The organism is Cupriavidus sp. KB_39, from assembly GCF_052114485.1.
Classification (GTDB): domain Bacteria; phylum Pseudomonadota; class Gammaproteobacteria; order Burkholderiales; family Burkholderiaceae; genus Cupriavidus.
On the sequence record NZ_JBFREV010000013.1, the window covers coordinates 133,155 to 149,593 of the forward strand.

The 16,439-nt window shown below is 70.5% G+C and carries 16 protein-coding genes; 8 read left to right on the forward strand and 8 right to left on the reverse strand.

The window, feature by feature from the left end; translation table 11 throughout:
* Positions 1 to 105 precede the first annotated feature (105 nt).
* The 8 genes from mdcA (at position 106) to AB4Z27_RS12695 (ending at position 7,321) form a co-directional block, all read left to right on the forward strand.
* Complete coding sequence (gene mdcA / locus AB4Z27_RS12660; protein ID WP_441644561.1) at positions 106 to 1,764, forward strand: malonate decarboxylase subunit alpha; 1,659 nt, start codon at positions 106 to 108, stop codon at positions 1,762 to 1,764.
* Positions 1,764 to 2,645 carry a triphosphoribosyl-dephospho-CoA synthase gene (locus tag AB4Z27_RS12665; RefSeq protein ID WP_441644562.1) on the forward strand — a complete coding sequence of 294 codons (882 nt, stop codon included), beginning with the start codon at positions 1,764 to 1,766 and terminating at the stop codon, positions 2,643 to 2,645. The genes mdcA and AB4Z27_RS12665 overlap by 1 nt, the downstream gene beginning before the upstream one ends.
* A complete protein-coding gene (locus tag AB4Z27_RS12670; RefSeq protein WP_092293727.1) occupies positions 2,645 to 2,956 on the forward strand; it encodes a malonate decarboxylase subunit delta in 312 nt (103 codons plus the stop codon). Before AB4Z27_RS12665 ends, AB4Z27_RS12670 begins: the two co-directional genes overlap by 1 nt.
* Entirely contained in the window at positions 2,953 to 3,807 is an 855-nt protein-coding gene (locus tag AB4Z27_RS12675) for a biotin-independent malonate decarboxylase subunit beta (RefSeq protein WP_441644563.1), read from the forward strand. The genes AB4Z27_RS12670 and AB4Z27_RS12675 overlap by 4 nt, the downstream gene beginning before the upstream one ends.
* The gene (gene mdcE, locus AB4Z27_RS12680; protein WP_092293723.1) at positions 3,804 to 4,628 is read left to right on the forward strand and encodes a biotin-independent malonate decarboxylase subunit gamma; all 825 of its coding nucleotides are present in this window, start codon (positions 3,804 to 3,806) and stop codon (positions 4,626 to 4,628) included. The genes AB4Z27_RS12675 and mdcE overlap by 4 nt, the downstream gene beginning before the upstream one ends.
* A 4-nt stretch (positions 4,629 to 4,632) precedes the next feature.
* Positions 4,633 to 5,283 carry a malonate decarboxylase holo-ACP synthase gene (locus AB4Z27_RS12685; protein WP_441644564.1) on the forward strand — a complete coding sequence of 217 codons (651 nt, stop codon included), beginning with the start codon at positions 4,633 to 4,635 and terminating at the stop codon, positions 5,281 to 5,283.
* On the forward strand, positions 5,280 to 6,206 hold the full coding sequence (gene mdcH / locus AB4Z27_RS12690) for a malonate decarboxylase subunit epsilon (protein ID WP_092293719.1): 927 nt from the start codon (positions 5,280 to 5,282) through the stop codon (positions 6,204 to 6,206). Before AB4Z27_RS12685 ends, mdcH begins: the two co-directional genes overlap by 4 nt.
* 143 nt (positions 6,207 to 6,349) lie before the next feature.
* Positions 6,350 to 7,321 carry a diguanylate cyclase domain-containing protein gene (locus tag AB4Z27_RS12695; protein ID WP_441591298.1) on the forward strand — a complete coding sequence of 324 codons (972 nt, stop codon included), beginning with the start codon at positions 6,350 to 6,352 and terminating at the stop codon, positions 7,319 to 7,321.
* Positions 7,322 to 7,331: 10 nt separating this feature from the next.
* Here the strand turns inward: AB4Z27_RS12695 and AB4Z27_RS12700 are convergent, their stop codons facing one another.
* The 8 genes from AB4Z27_RS12700 to AB4Z27_RS12735 all read right to left on the reverse strand — a co-directional run bounded on the left by AB4Z27_RS12700 (position 7,332) and on the right by AB4Z27_RS12735 (position 16,290).
* Positions 7,332 to 8,780: an HDOD domain-containing protein gene (locus AB4Z27_RS12700; protein ID WP_255370779.1), complete on the reverse strand. Its 1,449-nt coding sequence runs from the start codon at positions 8,778 to 8,780 to the stop codon at positions 7,332 to 7,334.
* Positions 8,777 to 10,567: a putative bifunctional diguanylate cyclase/phosphodiesterase gene (locus tag AB4Z27_RS12705; RefSeq protein WP_092293715.1), complete on the reverse strand. Its 1,791-nt coding sequence runs from the start codon at positions 10,565 to 10,567 to the stop codon at positions 8,777 to 8,779. The genes AB4Z27_RS12700 and AB4Z27_RS12705 overlap by 4 nt, the downstream gene beginning before the upstream one ends.
* 332 nt (positions 10,568 to 10,899) lie before the next feature.
* A complete protein-coding gene (locus AB4Z27_RS12710; protein ID WP_092293713.1) occupies positions 10,900 to 11,538 on the reverse strand; it encodes a Vgb family protein in 639 nt (212 codons plus the stop codon).
* Between the two features lie 37 nt (positions 11,539 to 11,575).
* Positions 11,576 to 12,805, reverse strand: a complete 1,230-nt coding sequence (locus AB4Z27_RS12715) for a helix-turn-helix domain-containing protein (RefSeq protein ID WP_092293711.1) — start codon at positions 12,803 to 12,805, stop codon at positions 11,576 to 11,578.
* 111 nt (positions 12,806 to 12,916) lie between these two features.
* The gene (locus AB4Z27_RS12720; protein ID WP_092293709.1) at positions 12,917 to 13,237 is read right to left on the reverse strand and encodes a hypothetical protein; all 321 of its coding nucleotides are present in this window, start codon (positions 13,235 to 13,237) and stop codon (positions 12,917 to 12,919) included.
* A 212-nt stretch (positions 13,238 to 13,449) separates the two neighbouring features.
* Positions 13,450 to 14,505: a GGDEF domain-containing protein gene (locus tag AB4Z27_RS12725; RefSeq protein ID WP_092293707.1), complete on the reverse strand. Its 1,056-nt coding sequence runs from the start codon at positions 14,503 to 14,505 to the stop codon at positions 13,450 to 13,452.
* A gap of 79 nt (positions 14,506 to 14,584) precedes the next feature.
* The gene (locus tag AB4Z27_RS12730) at positions 14,585 to 15,418 is read right to left on the reverse strand and encodes an ABC transporter substrate-binding protein (RefSeq protein ID WP_092293706.1); all 834 of its coding nucleotides are present in this window, start codon (positions 15,416 to 15,418) and stop codon (positions 14,585 to 14,587) included.
* The gene (locus AB4Z27_RS12735; protein ID WP_441644565.1) at positions 15,418 to 16,290 is read right to left on the reverse strand and encodes a metal-dependent hydrolase; all 873 of its coding nucleotides are present in this window, start codon (positions 16,288 to 16,290) and stop codon (positions 15,418 to 15,420) included. The genes AB4Z27_RS12730 and AB4Z27_RS12735 overlap by 1 nt, the downstream gene beginning before the upstream one ends.
* Positions 16,291 to 16,439: the final 149 nt, after the last annotated feature.

The window sequence follows — 16,439 nt, forward strand, 5'->3', positions numbered from 1 at the left end:
CATTTCTCTCACCGTAACGATCCGCCGCCGGGTGTCATTGTTTGACCATGGCCCCCGGCGTATCGTGGCCCACATCGACAGTCATGCCGCATGTCCGGAGCCGCGATGCCAGATTCCCCCACTCCCCGCCAATGGGACACCCGCCGCGTTGAGAAGCGCCGCCGCCAGGGCCTTGGCGCCCGGCTGGCCGATGGCAAGGTGGTTGCCACCGACAACATCGTCCCCTTCCTCGAAGCCGTGACCGCCCCGGGCGACCGCGTGGTGCTCGAGGGCAACAACCAGAAGCAGGCGGACTTCCTGTCCCGTGCGCTGGCCGAGGTAGACCCGGCCACCGTGCACGACCTGCACATGATCATTCCGAGCGTCAGCCGCGTCGAACATCTGGACCTGTTCGAGCGCGGCATCGCGCGCAAGCTCGACTTCGCCTATGCCGGCACGCAGAGCGTGCGGATCTCGCAGTTCCTTGAGGATGGGCTGCTCGAAGTCGGCGCCATCCACACCTATATCGAGCTGTACGCCCGGCTGTATGTGGATCTGACACCACAGATCGTGCTGATTGCCGGCTACAAGGCCGACCGCGCCGGCAACCTCTACACCGGCGCCAGCACCGAGGACACGCCCGCGCTGGTGGAAGCCGCCGCGTTCCGCGACGGCCTGGTGATCGCCCAGGTCAACGAGATCGTGGACGACCCGGCCGACCTGCCGCGCGTGGACATCCCCGGCTCGTGGATCGACTACGTGGTGCAGGCCGACAAGCCGTTCTTCTGCGAGCCGCTGTTCACGCGCGACCCGCGCCTGATCAAGCCGGTGCACGTGCTGATGGCGATGATGGCCATCCGTGGCATCTACGAGCGGCACAAGGTGCAGGCGCTGAACCACGGCATCGGCTTCAACACGGCCGCCATCGAACTGATCCTGCCGACCTACGGCGAATCGCTCGGGCTCAAGGGCAAGATCTGCAAGCACTGGACGCTGAATCCGCACCCCACGCTGATCCCGGCGATCGAATCGGGCTGGGTCGAGAGCGTGCACAGCTTCGGCAGCGAACTGGGCATGGAGAACTACGTGTCGGCCCGGCCGGACGTCTTCTTCACCGGCGCGGACGGCGCGATGCGCTCCAACCGGGCCTTCTGCCAGCTCGCCGGCCAGTACGCGGTGGACCTGTTTATCGGCTCCACGCTCCAGATCGATGGCGACGGGCATTCGTCGACGGTCACGCGCGGCCGGCTTTCGGGCTTCGGTGGCGCGCCGAACATGGGCCACCAGCCGGGCGGACGTCGCCACGCCACCCCGGCCTGGCTCGACCTGATCGAGACTGACGACCCGCTCGCGCGGGGCCGCAAGCTGGTGGTGCAGATGGTCGAAACCTTCCAGGCGGGCGGCAAGCCGACCTTCGTGGAGTCCATGGACGCTGTGCAGGTGGCCAAGGATGCCGGCATGCCGCTGGCGCCGGTGATGATTTATGGCGATGACGTCACGCACGTGCTGACCGAGGAAGGCATCGCCTATTTATATAAGGCGACGTCGATCGAGCAGCGCCGCCGGATGATCGCGGCGGTGGCCGGCGTCACGCCGATCGGCATGCGCCACGATCCGGCCACCACGCGCCAGATGCGCAGCGACGGGTTGATCGCACTGCCGGAAGACCTCGGCGTGCATCGCGCCGATGCCACGCGCTCGCTGCTGGCGGCCAAGAGCATGGCCGATCTGGTCGAGTGGTCGGGCGGGCTGTACGAGCCGCCGGCACGTTTCCGGAGCTGGTAATGGCCGTCCCAATCCATGCGGTAGCGCTCACCGAAGACCGCGCCGGCGCCATCGGCGCACTGGCCGAAGCGGTGTTGATCGACGAGGCGATGTTGTCGCCCAAGCCCGGGCTGGTGGATGCGCGCGGCAGCGGCGCCCACCGCGACCTGACGCTGGCGCTGATGGTGGCATCCGCGCGCAGCCTGCGCGGCGGCTTCGCCGCGATGGCGGAGGCGGGGCGGGAATCCTCCGGCGTCGATCGACCCCTGCGCGAACAACTCGGCGCGCTGGGCCGCGCGGCGGAGGCGACGATGCTGCGCGCCACCGGCGGCGTCAACACCCATCGCGGCGCGATCTGGTGCCTGGGCCTGCTGGCCGGCGCCGCCGGGCTGCTGCCGGAGGGTGCGGATGCCCACGCCGTGGCCGACGCGGCCGGGGCCATCGCCCAGCTGCCAGACCGGCATCGCCCCGCGCACACCGGCAACAAGGGCGAACTGGCGCGGCAGGCGTATCAGGTAGGTGGCGCGCGCGGGCAGGCCGAGGCCGGCTTCCCGCATGTCGTGCAGCGGGGTTTGCCGACGCTGCGCGCCAGCCGCGCGCGCGGCGATGCGGAGCCCACCGCGCGCGTCAATGCGCTGCTGGCGATCATGGCCGGGCTCGACGATACCTGCGTGCTGGCCCGCGCCGGCCGCGAAGGGCTGGCCACGATGCAGGCCGGCGCCGCCGCCGTGCTTGCAGCGGGCGGCATCGGCACGCTGCCGGGCCGGCGGCTGCTGCATCGGCTCGAAGCCGGCATGCTGGCGCGCAACGCCTCCCCCGGCGGCGCCGCCGACCTGCTCGCCGCCACGTTATTTCTGGATCGCCTGCCCACCGGGCCGGCGCTCCCCCACGGAGACCGATGATGGAACAACTCCAGTTCGAATATCCCGCCGGCGCACCGGCCAGCCAGCGCGTGCTGGTGGGCGTGGTCGGTTCCGGCGACCTTGAAGTGATGATCGAACCCGGCGACGCCGGCAAGACCTCGATCCAGGTGACCACCTCGGTGGACGGCTACGGCCGCGTCTGGGACGCCCAACTCACGCGCGTCTTCAGCGCCGAGCCGCGCGCCGCCATGCGCATCCGCATCCACGACTTCGGCGCCACGCCGGGCGTGGTCGGCATGCGGCTGGCCGAGGCGTTCGAGGCATTGGATGACAGCAAGGGGCAGCCATGAGCCAGCCCGCACTGCTGTCGCGCGAGAGTTTTGTCGAACTGGGCGCCCGCGCGCGCGCCCATGCGCTGCTGGACCCCGGCACCTTCCGCGAACTGGCGGGGCCGTTCGACGGCCTGACTTCGACCTGGCTCGCGCGTCAGGGCGTGGTGCCGCAGGCCGATGACGGCGTGATCGTCGCCAAGGGCACCATCGACGGGCATCCCACCGTCGTGCTGGCCATCGAAGGCGCCTTTCAGGGCGGCAGCCTGGGCGAAGTGGGCGGCGCCAAGATTGCCGGCGCGCTGGAACTGGCCGCGCAGGACAACCGACAGGGCACCCCGACGCGCGCGGTGATCCTGTTCGAGACCGGCGGCGTGCGGCTGCAGGAGGCCAACCTCGGCCTCGCCGCCATCGCCGAGATCCACGCGGGCATCGTCGATCTGCGCCGCTACCAGCCGGTGATCGGCGTGATTGCGGGGCAGGTGGGGTGTTTCGGCGGGATGTCGATTGCGGCCGGACTGTGCAGCACGCTGGTGGTCACGCGTGAGGCGCGGCTGGGCCTGAACGGGCCGGCCGTGATCGAGCAGGAGGCCGGCATTGCCGAGTACGACTCGCGCGACCGGCCGCTGATCTGGAGCCTGACCGGCGGCGAGCAGCGCATCGCTACCGGGCTGGCGGACCGCTATGTCGACGATGACAGCGCGGCGATCCGCGCCACCGTGGCGGCCCTCGTCGCCGAGCCGCCCAATCAGCCACCCACCCCGCCGCGCAGTGCCGCGTATGCGTCCTATCTGCAGCGGCTGGCCGACTATGACCCCGCGCGGCAGGCCGATGCGGCCACCGTGCGCGCCGTGTTTGGAGAACCGTCATGACGACCGAATCGACTGAATCGAACTCCCGGGGCGCCATTTGGCTCGCCGCCTTGAGCCAGGGCGCATCGCGCCTGACCGACTATCCGGCCTCGATCCAGGTGGCCGATGGCGAACTGGCGGGCCGGCCCGTGCGCTGGATCGCGGTGGTGCCCGATGCCGCCAGCCCGTTCCCGCGCGCCCGCCATGGCGAGGTGGGGCTGCGCGAGGGCTGGACGCTCGCGCGCGCCGTCCATGACGCCGTGCAGGCGGACCGCGACGCGCCGGTCAAGCGCGCCATCGTCGCCGTGGTGGATACCCCGAGCCAGGCCTACGGCCGGCGCGAGGAAGCGTTCGGCATCCACCAGTCGCTGGCCAGCGCGGCGGATGCCTACGCCACCGCGCGCCTGCAGGGGCATCCGGTGATCGCGCTGCTGGTGGGCAAGGCCATGTCGGGCGCCTTCCTCGCGCACGGCTATCAGGCCAACCGCATCGTCGCGCTGGCGGACCCCGGCGTGCAGGTGCATGCGATGGGCAAGGAAGCGGCGGCGCGCATCACCATGCGCAGCGTGGAGGACCTCGAAGCCTTCGCGGCCACCGTACCGCCGATGGCCTACGACATCGACAACTACGCCACGCTGGGCCTGCTGTGGCGGCGCGTGCCGGTCGCCCGGGCCGAGGCGCCCGAAGCCGGTGACGTCGCCACGGTGCGCACGACGCTGGAAGCTGCGCTGGCCGATATCGACGCCGACCCCGAGCGCGACCTGCGCAGCCGGCTGGGCGGCGAGAATCGGCAGGCATCGGCGCGCGTGCGCGAAGTGCTCGCCCGGCAGTGGCAGGGATGACACCGTGCCGGACGCTCCGCTCCCCCGCCCACTCCAGCCGCACGACCTGATCTGGCTGCGCGACGCCCCGGCGTTCGCGGCCAGCCAGCCGCTGCCGGCGTGGGTCGATGCCACGTGGCTGGCGGTGGCGCCCGTAGTGGTGCGGCGCGATCTGCTGCGCGATAGCTGCATCCCGGTGGGGCTGCGCGGCCGGCGGCGCGAGGAGCGCCACGCCACGTGGATCGATGCGTCCCAGTGCGATCGGGTGATGTCGCCGTTCGCCATCGCCGGGGCGGCGCGCTGGCAGGATCACCCGCGCCGACTGGCGCTCCCGGCGCTGCGCACGCTGGCGCAGATCGCCCCGCTGCTCGATGCGCGCGGCCTGCACTGGGGCGTGACCGGCGCGGCCGGGTTCACGCTCGCGTCCGGGCTCGATGTGCTCCATCCCGGCAGCGATGTGGACCTGCTGATTGACGCCGCCGCGCCGCTGGGTCAGGCCGACGAACAATGGCTGGCGGCGCTGATCGACGATTGCAAGGAGACGCGGCTCGATATCCAGATCGCCACGCCTCACGGCGGCTTTGCCCTGCTGGAGCGCCTGCGCACCGGCGGCCGCGTGCTGCTGAAGACCGCCACCGGCCCGGTGCGCTGCACGGACCCGTGGCAGACGGCATGAGCACGCTGCTGACCTTCCCCGGACAAGGCGCACAGCGCCCCGGCATGCTCCACAGCCTGCCCGACCATCGCGCCGTGCACGAGACGCTCGCCCAGACCAGCGACGCGCTGGGCCATGACGTGATGGCGCTCGACACCGCCGACAGCCTGGAATCCACCGTATCGGTCCAGCTCTGCCTGCTGGCGGCGGGCGTGGCCACGGCGCGCGCGCTAATGGCGGACGGCGCCCGGCCGGAGGCCGTGGCCGGGCTGTCGATCGGCGCCTACGCGGCGGCCGTGGTGGCCGGCGCGCTGGCCTATGACGACGCGGTGCGGCTGGTGGCGCTGCGGGGCCGGCTGATGGCGGACGCCTACCCGCAGGGCTTCGGCATGACCGCCATCCTCGGGCTCGAAGCCCCGGCGCTGGAAGCCATCGTGACGCGGGTCCGGGCGACCGGTCTGCCGGTCTACGTGGCCAATTTCAACGCGCCGACGCAGTTGGTCATCGCCGGGGCGGACGTGGCGATGGCCCGCGTGGCGGCGCTGGCGCAGGAGGCCGGTGCGCATGGCGCCAAGCGGGTGGCCATCGCCGTGCCGTCCCACTGCCCGCTGCTGGACGATGCCGCCGCGAGCCTCGCACAGGCGTTCGCGCCGGTCACGCTGCGCCGGCCCACGCTGCGGCTGTTCAGCGCCAGCGCCGCGCGCGAGCTACGCGACCCGGCACGCATCGCGGCGGATCTCGCCGCCAACATGGCGCTGCCGGTGCGCTGGCACGAGACCATGCTGCTGGCGCGCGCCTGCGGTGTGCGGCTGGCGGTGGAGATGCCGCCCGGCAACGTGCTGACGCGGCTCGCCGGCATGGTGCTGCCGGAGGCGGTGGCCTGTGCCGAGACGCGGGCAGACAGTGTGCGCGTGTTGATGGACCGGGCCAGCCGGGGCGAATAGAAGGTGCTCTCGACCTCGCAAAAAATTGAAACAATCGGTGTGCACGTGGGCGGCAAGCCTGCAGGCGGCGTACGATTTGGCCGTTAACACAGGCACGATCCCTAGCCGCCGGGACCCGCCCGGCGCGCGCTCAGGAACCGCCCATGCAGCCGCCCCCGATTCCGCCCGATGAAACCCTGCGTCTCGCCACGCTGAGATCGCTCAACATCCTCGACACCCCGGCCGAGGAACGGTTCGACCGCCTGACCCGGCTCGCCAAACGGCTGTTTGACGTGCCGATCGCGGTGGTCAGCCTGGTCGATGCCAACCGTCAGTGGTTCAAGGCCTGCGAGGGCCTGGACCAGACCGAGGCGCCGCGCAACACCTCGTTCTGCGGCCACGCGATTGCCGGCGACGGCATCCTGCTGATTCCCGACGCCCGCCTGGACCCGCGCTTCCACGACAACCCGCTGGTCACCGGCGATCCGCATATCCGCTTCTACGCCGGCTGCCCGCTGGTGGCGCACAACGGCACCAAGCTCGGCACGCTCTGCCTGATCGACCGCCAGCCGCGCACCTTCGACGACGACGACCGCGCGCTGCTGCACGACCTGGCCCGCATGGCCGAACAGGAGCTGGCCGCCGTGCACCTGGCCAGCATGGACGAACTGACCGCGCTCTCCAACCGGCGCGGCTTCACGGTGCTGAGCCAGCACGCCATCGAGTTGTGCCGCCGGCTGGACCGGCCGGCCACGCTGGTGTTCTTCGATATGGACGGCTTCAAGCCGATCAACGACCAGTTCGGCCATGCCGAGGGCGACCGCGCGCTGACCGCGTTCGGCGCGGCGCTGCGGATGGCGTTCCGGGATTCGGATGTGGTGGGGCGGCTCGGCGGCGACGAATTCGCCGCGCTGCTGACCAATACCGATGCCGCCGGCTGTGGCGAGGCGCTGGCGCGCCTGCATCGAAACGTGGATGCGTGGAATGCGCAGAACGCGCGTGGCTACCGCCTGCGTTTCAGCGTGGGGCTGACCGAGTTCGATCCGTCCCGCCACGCCACGGTGCATGAGCTGCTGGCGCAGGCCGATGCGGCGATGTACGCCGACAAGGCCCAGCGCAAGGCCACGCGGCACTGATTCAGGCTGGTTAGGGCTCCGCGCGCTGCGGCGCGGCGCGCAGCACGCCGGCGGCGATCTCGCGCATCAACTCGTCCACGGCATTGAGTTCGGGCTCGCCGAGTTCCCAGGCGCAGCGCGTGGCGCCCCAGTCGCCATAGATCAGCGCGATGCAGCGGTTGCGCATGCGCACCGGCGCCAGCAGGATCGACTTCGCGTCCGGCATGGCGTCGCGGTACCAGCGCGGAATCCGGTGGGCGATGCTCGGGTCGAACGCATCCTCGATCAGCAGCGGCTTGTCGGCCAGCCCGGCGAAGTGGAACACGTCGGGCACGAAGCCTTCCTCGAAGGACAGGGCCGTCAGCTTGTCACGCATGCCCTCGCCAAAGCCCAGCCGCGCGTGGAAGCGCTTGGTGGCCGGGTTCAGCATCATCAGGAAGCAGCGCGAGAAGTTCATCGCGCGCATCGTGGTTTCCAGCACCATCGGCGCCAGCTGGGACACCGACAGCCCGGCGCCCTCGCGCCGCACCTCGTCCAGCCCCTGGCGCAGCCGCCGCAGCATGTCTTCCGGATCGCTGCTGGCGCCGGCGGGCGCCGCCGCCTCGGCCGGGGCCTCGGCGCGGGTGATCGAGGTATTGAGCGAATCGGCCTGGCGCACGGCAATCGCCACGTCGCCGGTGGTCAGGCCCAGCATCTTGGCGTGGGCGGTGAGCAGGTCCTGCACCGACTCTTGCGTGCCGTCGCGCACCATGGCAGCGGCGGCCTGGGCCGAGACATGGGCGATGGCGGCCAGCCAGTCGGCATGGGTTTCCAGCACCGTGTCCGGCGACATCAGGCGCGGCTTCATGGCATGGGCGATGATCCCCGGCAGGCGCCACTTGCGCGCGGCGGCCTCGGCGATCTCCTCCATCGAGACGCCCAGCACCTCCTGGCAGGCCTCGTTCTCGGTCATCGGGTGCGTGGCGCACATCGCCTCCACGCGCTCCCACTCGTCCGGGAAGTAGAACACCACCAGCAGCCGGCTCATGTGGTGCATCAACGTGCAGACGACCGCTTCCTCGCCCTCGTTGATGCCGCGCGCATGCGACAGCGCCCGGGTGATCTCGCCCGCCACCAGCGCGCGCTGGAGCCCCTTGGTGGCTTGCGGGCGCTGCGACGCCACGCCGTGGAAGTAGTCGAGCAGCTGGATGCCCAGCGTCAGGTGGCTGATGGCCTCCACGCCGAGCACCAGGATGGCGCGGGACACCGTGGTGACCTCGCCGCCGAACGAGCGGTACATCGCCGAGTTGGCCAGCCGGATCACCTTCTGCGACAGGCTGAAGTCGGACAGCACGCTGGTGGCCATCTCGCCCACGGTGAGATCGCCGTTGAGCGTCTGGAAGATGTTGTCGACACAGTACTGCAGGGTCGGGAAGTCCCCCTGCTGCGCCATGCGGGTCCACAGCGACTCGAAGAATTGTTCCTTGGGCAGCATGGTCATCCAGCCACCTGCCGCGAGAACACTTCGTCGCGGCCCAGCATCAGGCGGCCGTCCGCGAGGGCCTGCTCGAAGTCGAGCGGGCTCAGCGCGCGCGCGTAGCGCCAGCCTTGCACGAGGTTGCAGCCCTGGGCGGCCAGCAGCTCGCCCTGCGCGTCGGTTTCCACGCCCTCGGCGATGGCGACCAGACCCAGCTCGCGCGCCAGCGACAGCACCGCCGAGACGATGGTGCGCGCATGCGGGGAATCGACCATGTCCGCGACGAAGCTGCGGTCCACCTTGAGCGCGGACAGCGGGAAGCGGCGCAGGTAGGAGAGGCTGGAATAGCCGGTGCCGAAGTCATCCACGGCAAAGCGCAGGCCCAGCGCGCGCAGGGACATCAGCAGGTCCTCGGCGGCCTTGGGGTCGGTCATCAGCGCGCTTTCGGTGATCTCCAGCACCAGGCGGTCGGCGCTGATGCCGGCGTCCTGGATGGCGTTGCGCACGCTCTCGAAGAACCCCGGGTGCAGGAACTGCACGGCGGAGACGTTGACCGACATATGGCCGACCTGGAGCCCCTGGGCATCCCACGCGGCCAACTGGGCGCAGGCGCAGCGCAGCGCCCAGGCGCCCAGATGCTTGATCAGGCCGTTCTTCTCGGCCACGGGAATGAAGACGTCGGGGCGGATGAACTCGCCCGCGTGGTCCCAGCGCATCAGCGCCTCCACGGCGCAGACCTCGCCCGTGGCGGGCCAGACGATGGGCTGGTAGTGGAGCAGGAATTCGCCGTTCTGCACCGCCTCGAACATGCTCTGCTCGATGCGGAACTGCTCGTCCAGCCGGCGGTCCAGCTCGGGCGAGTAGACGCAATAGCGGTTCTTGCCCAGCGCCTTGGCCTCGTACATGGCCAGGTCGGCGCGGCGCAGCCAGTGCGACTCCGACTCCGGCTGGACGTTGCCGGACGCGGCCGACGAGAAGGCCAGCCCGATGCTGGTGGTGATCCGCACATGGCAGCCGCCCAGCAGGAAGGGCTGGCGGCAGACGTGGATCACGCGCTCGAGAATGCGGATGGCCTCGGCCTCGGACTCCAGGCCATCGAGCATCAGCACGAATTCATCGCCACCCAGGCGCGCCACGCTCTGCTGGGAGCGCACGGTGTCCTGCAGGCGGGCGCCGACTTCCTTGAGCAGCGCGTCGCCGAACTCGTGGCCGAGCGAATCGTTGATGTTCTTGAAGCCGTCCAGGTCCATCAGCGCCACGGCGAACGGCACGCGCGCGCTGGCGGCGCCGGCCATGTACTGCTCGATGCGCCGACGGATGAAGGCCCGGTTGCCGACGCCGGTCAGCGGGTCCAGGAAGGCGCGGGCGTTGAGCTGGCGCTCGTTCTCGACCCAGTCCGTGACGTCATGGCCGAACAGCAGCAGGCTCGCCGGGGTGTTGCCCTCGCCGGGCTGGTGCGCGATGCGCAGGTCCAGCCAGCCGCCGCCGATGCCGCCGGCAAAGCGCACGCGCTCGCGGCGGGCGGCGCGGTCGCGCGCGCAGGCCTGGAGCAGGGCGGCCACGCTATCGCGCGATTCCGGGGCGATGACGTCGAGCACCGACGTGCGCAGCAGGTATTCGTGGGGGTATACGAGCAGGTCAGCCGTGGCTTCGGTGGCCTGGAGGATGCGACCCTGGACATCGACCCGCATGGCCAGCGCGCCGGAAGCTTCCAGCAGCGCCCAGGCCTCGCGCCCGGCAGGGCGGTCGCCGGCAGTCCCGCTTTCCGCGGGCTCCGGCGCCAGGGCAACATCATATGCAAACGAGGTCATGTCTTCCTCAGCCCGGAATCCCCTTGGACGCTGGCCTGATAACTGTTGAGTGGGTCTCGATGGGTAACGCGTGTTCTGGCAGGCAGATCGGAACCAGTCCGGGGCCTTCCCGCACCCGGAACATGACCACTGGTTCTGTTGCATGCCGAACGGATCGACACCGGCGATTCTAATACGAGCCGGCATCAGGCTGAACGCCGCGCGGGGCAAGGAATGCGCGGCGTCGGCGCCGCTACAACAGGCGCGCGGCGCCCGGGGGTGGGCGCCGGTGGGGGGATTGACATCGCAACGAAAATGGCGCTTTGTGCGCCGCGGGCTTTCAGCCCCGTTTGTCAGCCCTTCCGTGGCCGGCGCACGGCGCGCAGCTTGCCGCTCGTGCCGCCGCCGCAGAAGAACTGGTCGGCGCCATCGGACTCCAGCCCGGACACGCCCACGCCGGCCGGCATATCCAGCCGCTCCAGCACCTCGCCCGAGGCCGGATCGACGCGCCGCAGCTCGCTTTCCTCGCTTTCCCAGGTGCCATGCCACAGCTCGCCGTCCACCCACGTCACGCCCGTGACAAAGCGGTTGGACTCGATGGTGCGCAGGACCTTGCCGGTCTCCGGGTCGATCTGGTGGATCTTGCGCGCCTGCCACTGGCCCACCCACAGCGTGCCTTCGGCCCAGGCCATGCCCGAGTCGTTGCCGTCGCCCGGGGCGGGGATGGTGGCGACAACCTCCCCGGTCTGCGGGTCGATTTTCTGGATCTGGCGCTCGGCGATCTGGTACAGGTGCTTGCCGTCGAAGGCGGTGCCGGCATTGGCGGTCACGTCGAGGGTGCGCAGCGTCTGGCCAGTGGCCGGGTCGAGCACGTGGAGCGCGTCGCCCGAGGCGAACCAGACGCGCTTGCCGTCGTAGGTGACGCCGTGGACGGCCTCGACGCCGGGGAAGGGGCCGTATTCACGGAGGATTTCAGCGGGCTGTCGTTTCATGGGTGGATTCCCTCGTTGGTTGAAACATGCCTTCATCCTAGTGATTCGGCAGCGGGGTGGGGAGTAACAAGGTCGTCGTGAATCCGGGCACGGGGGTGCTCAGCCAGCGCCGGGCGCGGCCCCGGCCGAACGCCTCAACCTTGCCGTCGGCGGCCAGCGCGTCCAGCGCGCGCTGGGCGGTGCGCTGGCTGGCGCCCAGCGCCAGGGCGAGGGCGGAACTGGACCACGACTCGCCATCGCCCAGCAAGGCCAGCACGGCACCGTGCTTTTCCTCGACCGGCCGCGCCAGCACCACCACCTGCCGGGCGGGCGGTGGCTCCAGTGGCACCAGCGCGAAGCCGTCCGGGGTGGCCTCTACCCGCGCCAGCGCGCCCAGCATCGCGCGCAGCCGGCCGATTTCCACGCGCAGCCGCGCGCGGTGGGAGCCGTCGATATGGCGGGTACGGAAGGCCCGGGCGATCAGGGCGTCCCGGGGCACATCGGCCGGCCAGGCTTCGCCGAGCGCCCGCGCCAGCGTCAGCAGCACCGGCCGCCGCGCCAGCGAGATGGCCGTGCCGTCGGCCTGCACGACATGACGGCAGCCATCGATCACCAGCGCCTTGGAGGCTAGCAGCGCCTCCACCTCGTCGAGCCGCAGCGGCCAGTCGCCGTCCGGCGTGATCTGCCGCGCGGCGGGGGCGTCGAGCAGCCGGACGGCCTGCTCGACCTCGGCCGAGAGCCCGGGAATGGCGGCCTGGCGCGCCGCCTGACTGGCCCGGGCGAGGGCCTCGCGCGCGGTCTGGGTGCGCAGCCGGCGCAGGGCGATGCCGGCCACGATCAGTTCGTGCGCGGCGCGCGAGGCGGGTGGGAAGGGGGTGGGGTCGAGCGTGGCGAGCGCGGCCTCGGCGGCATCGAGCCGGCCAATCAGCAGCAGATGGCGGATTTCGAGTTGCCGGGCGTGGGCGGCATTGGCGAGGTCGCCGTGCGCCGCCAGCGTGGCCTGCGCGGCGCCGAGCGATTTGGCTGGCCAGCCGAGATCGCGGGAAACCAGCGCGATCTCGGCTTCGGCCACCACGCAGCGCGCCCGGGCCACGGCCTCCTTCTGGCCGAAGGCGCGGGCGGCGCGGCGCACCAGCAGCCGGGCACGCGCGAGATCGCCAAGCTGGGCCATGGCGATGCCGCGCAACGCCAGCGCCGGCGCGTCCTCGCGCAGGGCCACGCGGTTCAGCGCGCCGAGCGGGTCACCCGCCGCCAGCGCCCGCGCGGCGGCGGTAATCAGTGCGTCCATCCAGTTCCGCCAGGAAATGGGTCATGGACGGCACACTATCACGCGACCCGGCGGGCTGCTCCCCTCTCCCGCTTGCGGGAGAGGGGAGCGGCCGGGGGAGAAAACCGGCAGTCAAGCCAGCGCGCCATCCGTGTAGACGTCGAACTGGCGTGACGGCTCGGCGGACACCCCACGCCGGTCCATGCCCGACAGGAAACGCGAGCTGTCCTGGTCGCGCGAGGGCGGTGTCACGTCGCGGGCGCCGTCGGTGTAGACGTCGAAGCGGCCACGGGCGCCGTCGCTGTAGACATCGCGCGAATCGACGCGGAAGTTGTAGCCGTATTTGTCGCCGGCGAACAGGCTGTCACGCGGGCTGGCGGCCTGGGCAAGCTGGGCGGCAAGGGCGGTGGCGATGGCGACGCCGATGAGGAAGGGAAGAAAGCGGTAGTACATGGGTCGAACTCCGATTGGGACAGGGTAGGAAGGGCAAGGAACGCAATCGCGCGTTCCTCCCTTCCTACGCAGGGGCCGTGCCAATCGAAAATCTCGCCCGAATGTGCCGTGGCTGGCGCAAAACCGCGCTATCGGGCGCCTGGCTGGCGGGTGCCAGCCAACAGGTGCGGCGCGTGCCGATGGCCGTGCGCCAACACCCGTTGGGGGTAGGTTCAGCGCGAGTGCGTCCGGAAGCCTTCGCCCTGCATGCCGGCCCGATCCACGGCGGCGATGCGGTTCCGGCCATTGTCCTTCGCGTGATACAACTGCGCGTCCACGAGGTTGATGAAGGCAGTGGGCTCCGCGCCCGGCACCGGCAGCGTGGTGCCCACGCCGAAGCTGGCCGTTACGCGCTGTTCGTAGGGGGAGCGCAGGTGGGGGATGGCCGCGTCGGCGATCATCGTGCGGCAGCGCTCGGCAATCGTCACGGCTGTGTCCGCGTCGGTGCCCGGCAGCACGGCCACGAACTCCTCGCCGCCAAAGCGGCCCACGAAGTGCTCGGCGCCCACCGCATCGGCCAGCAGCGCCGCCACCTTGCGCAGGCAGTCATCGCCCTGCAGGTGGCCGTAGTAGTCGTTGTAGGCCTTGAAGAAATCCACATCCATCAGGATCAGCGACAGCGGCTTGCCGGCGTCCTGCAGGGCGGCCCATTCGCGTTCGACCACGGTGTCGAACATGCGGCGGTTGCCCACGCCGGTCAGCCCGTCCGTGAACGAGAGCCGCTCCAGCTCCTTCTGCAACTGGGCGAGCTGTTCCTCGGTGCGCTTGCGTTCGCTGATGTCGAACATGAAGCCGATCAGCGACTCCACCTCGCCGCTGGGCTTGCGCACCACGTGGACCACATCCCGCAGCCAGACATAGCCGCCGTCGCGCGTGAGCGCCCGGTAGTCGGCCTCGTGGTCGGTGCCCGCCTGCGACTGCGCCACGCAGAAGTTCACCACGGCCTCGCGGTCGTCCGGGTGCATGCGGTCGGCCCAGTCGTTGACGGTCTTCCAGGACGACGGCGCCCAGCCGAGCAGCGCCTCGATCTGCGGGCCGATATAGGCGAATGCCATGGTCGCCCAGTCGATCTTCCACGGAATGGCCTTGGTGGACTCCAGCAGCGTGCGGTACACGGCGCTGTCGTCCTCGCCGACCATGCGCCCGGCCGGCGCCAGCGATTGTTCGTGCCGCAGGAAGGCGGCCTGGAGCGGGTGTTCGGGGTGATCGGGCTGGTCGGGCTGGCTCATGGAGAGGGAAAAGGGCGGTGGCGGAAGTCGGGGAATTATGTGGGGAATCGATTAAGGCCGATAGCAACTGGCGATAGCGTCAGGGCTGCCGGGGCGGCGCCACGCCCGCCCCTTCGATGCGGTGCCGTTGCAGCGCCGCCGCCACGAAGCCGCTGGCCTTCATCTCCTCGATATAGCTGCTCAGCCACGCCCGCGCGGCGGTGCGGCCCTTGGGCACGCCCATGGCCTGCTCGATGACCATGAAGCGGCCCGGCAGCAGCCGCACGCCGCCCACGCGCCGTGCGTCGGCTTCCAGCTGCTGCTTTACGCCGGCCGCCACGTCGAGCCGCTCGGCCAGGAACATGTCCGTCACGGCGGGGGAGGTCGGCGCGCGCACCAGCGTGGCCGCCTTGATCTCGCGCGTGAGGAACAGGTCGTAGGCGCTGCCCCGACCCACCACGATGCGCGTGCCGGGGCGGTCCACGTCCTCGTTGCGCTGCAGCGCGGCGTCGTTGCGCACGAGGTAGGCGCCTTCGATGATCACGTAGGGCGCGGTGTATTCCATGTCCGCCGCGCGCACCGGGTCGATGGCGACGAAGGCCAGATCGACCTGCCGCCCCTTCACCGCCTCCACCACGCTGCCTGCCGACTGGAACGCCACCAGTTCCAGCGGCAGGTTCAGCCGGCGCGCGGCCTCGCGGGCCAGGTCGACGGACACGCCCTGAAGCTCGCCGTTGGCCGCCCGGCCCGCCAGGATCGGGTTGCCGAGGTTGATGGCGGCGCGTAGCTTGCCAGTGCCGCCGAGTTCCGTGGCGGCGGCGCGTGCGTCCGGGTTGCCGGCGGCTGCCGGTCCGCCCGGCGTGGCACAGCCGGACAGCGCCAGCGCGATGGCTGCGGCGCCGGCGGTGCCGATCAGGCGTCGCGTCCGGTTCATCAGAAGTCCACCTTCTGGCCCGGCTCCGGCACGATCACCTGCGTGCCGGTGGCCCCCAGCGCGGCCGTGAACTGAGCCGGCGTGCCGGCCAGCTGCGGCGTGGTCAGGTAGTGCATCGGGATGGCGTACCTGGGCTTGATCATGTCGCGCACGGCCACGGCGGCCTCTTTCGGCCCCATCGTGAAGTGCCCGCCAATCGGAATCAGCACGAGGTCCGGCTTGATCATCTCGCCGATCATGCGCATGTCGCCGTACAGGCCGGTATCGCCCATGTGCCAGACCTTGAAGCCGTTCTCCATCTCGATGATGTACCCGACCGGTTCACCGCCGTAGTGCACTTCATCCTTGTTCGTGGCCGGGTTCTTCCAGACCAGTTCGGACGAGTGCTCGGCGCGGACGGCGGTGATTTTCGGCCCCTGCGGCCCGAACGGTGCCACCGTGCCGCTCTTGTTGAAGCGCTGCGACATCGCCGCCGGCACCATGCCCAGCGCGACCAGGGTCTGGCCCATGCCGCCGCCGTTCCAGATCGGCGCGTTGTTGAGCTGCGACAGCGCCGCGGCGTCGCCGAGGTGGTCGCCGTGGGCGTGGGTGACCAGGATCAGGTCGATCTTGCCGAGCGCGCCCAGCTGCTTGAAGTTGGCCGGCGTCTTGGGATTTCCGGTCAGCCAGGGGTCGATCATGATGACCTTGCCGCCCGGCGTGGTGATGCGCATGGCGGCCTGGCCGAGCCAGAGCACTTCTGTCTTGCCGGCGGTGATCTGCCCCGGCGCGGTGGGCTTGGGCGCGTCGGCGCCCGTGCCGGAGAGGGTCGATGCGCAACCGGCGAGTCCCGCCACCACGGCGGCACAGAGGAGCGTGCGGAGTCTTTTCATGGTCGTCCTTGCTTGGATGTGTGACAGCGGTGAATGACGTCTCTAACCCTGCCACCCATGAGCATGGACATGATCGGGGCGCGGGCTGGCGATGTGGAGTATTCGCAGGCCGCCGGTCCGTGTCAACTCAGGGTGCACCATGACGACTC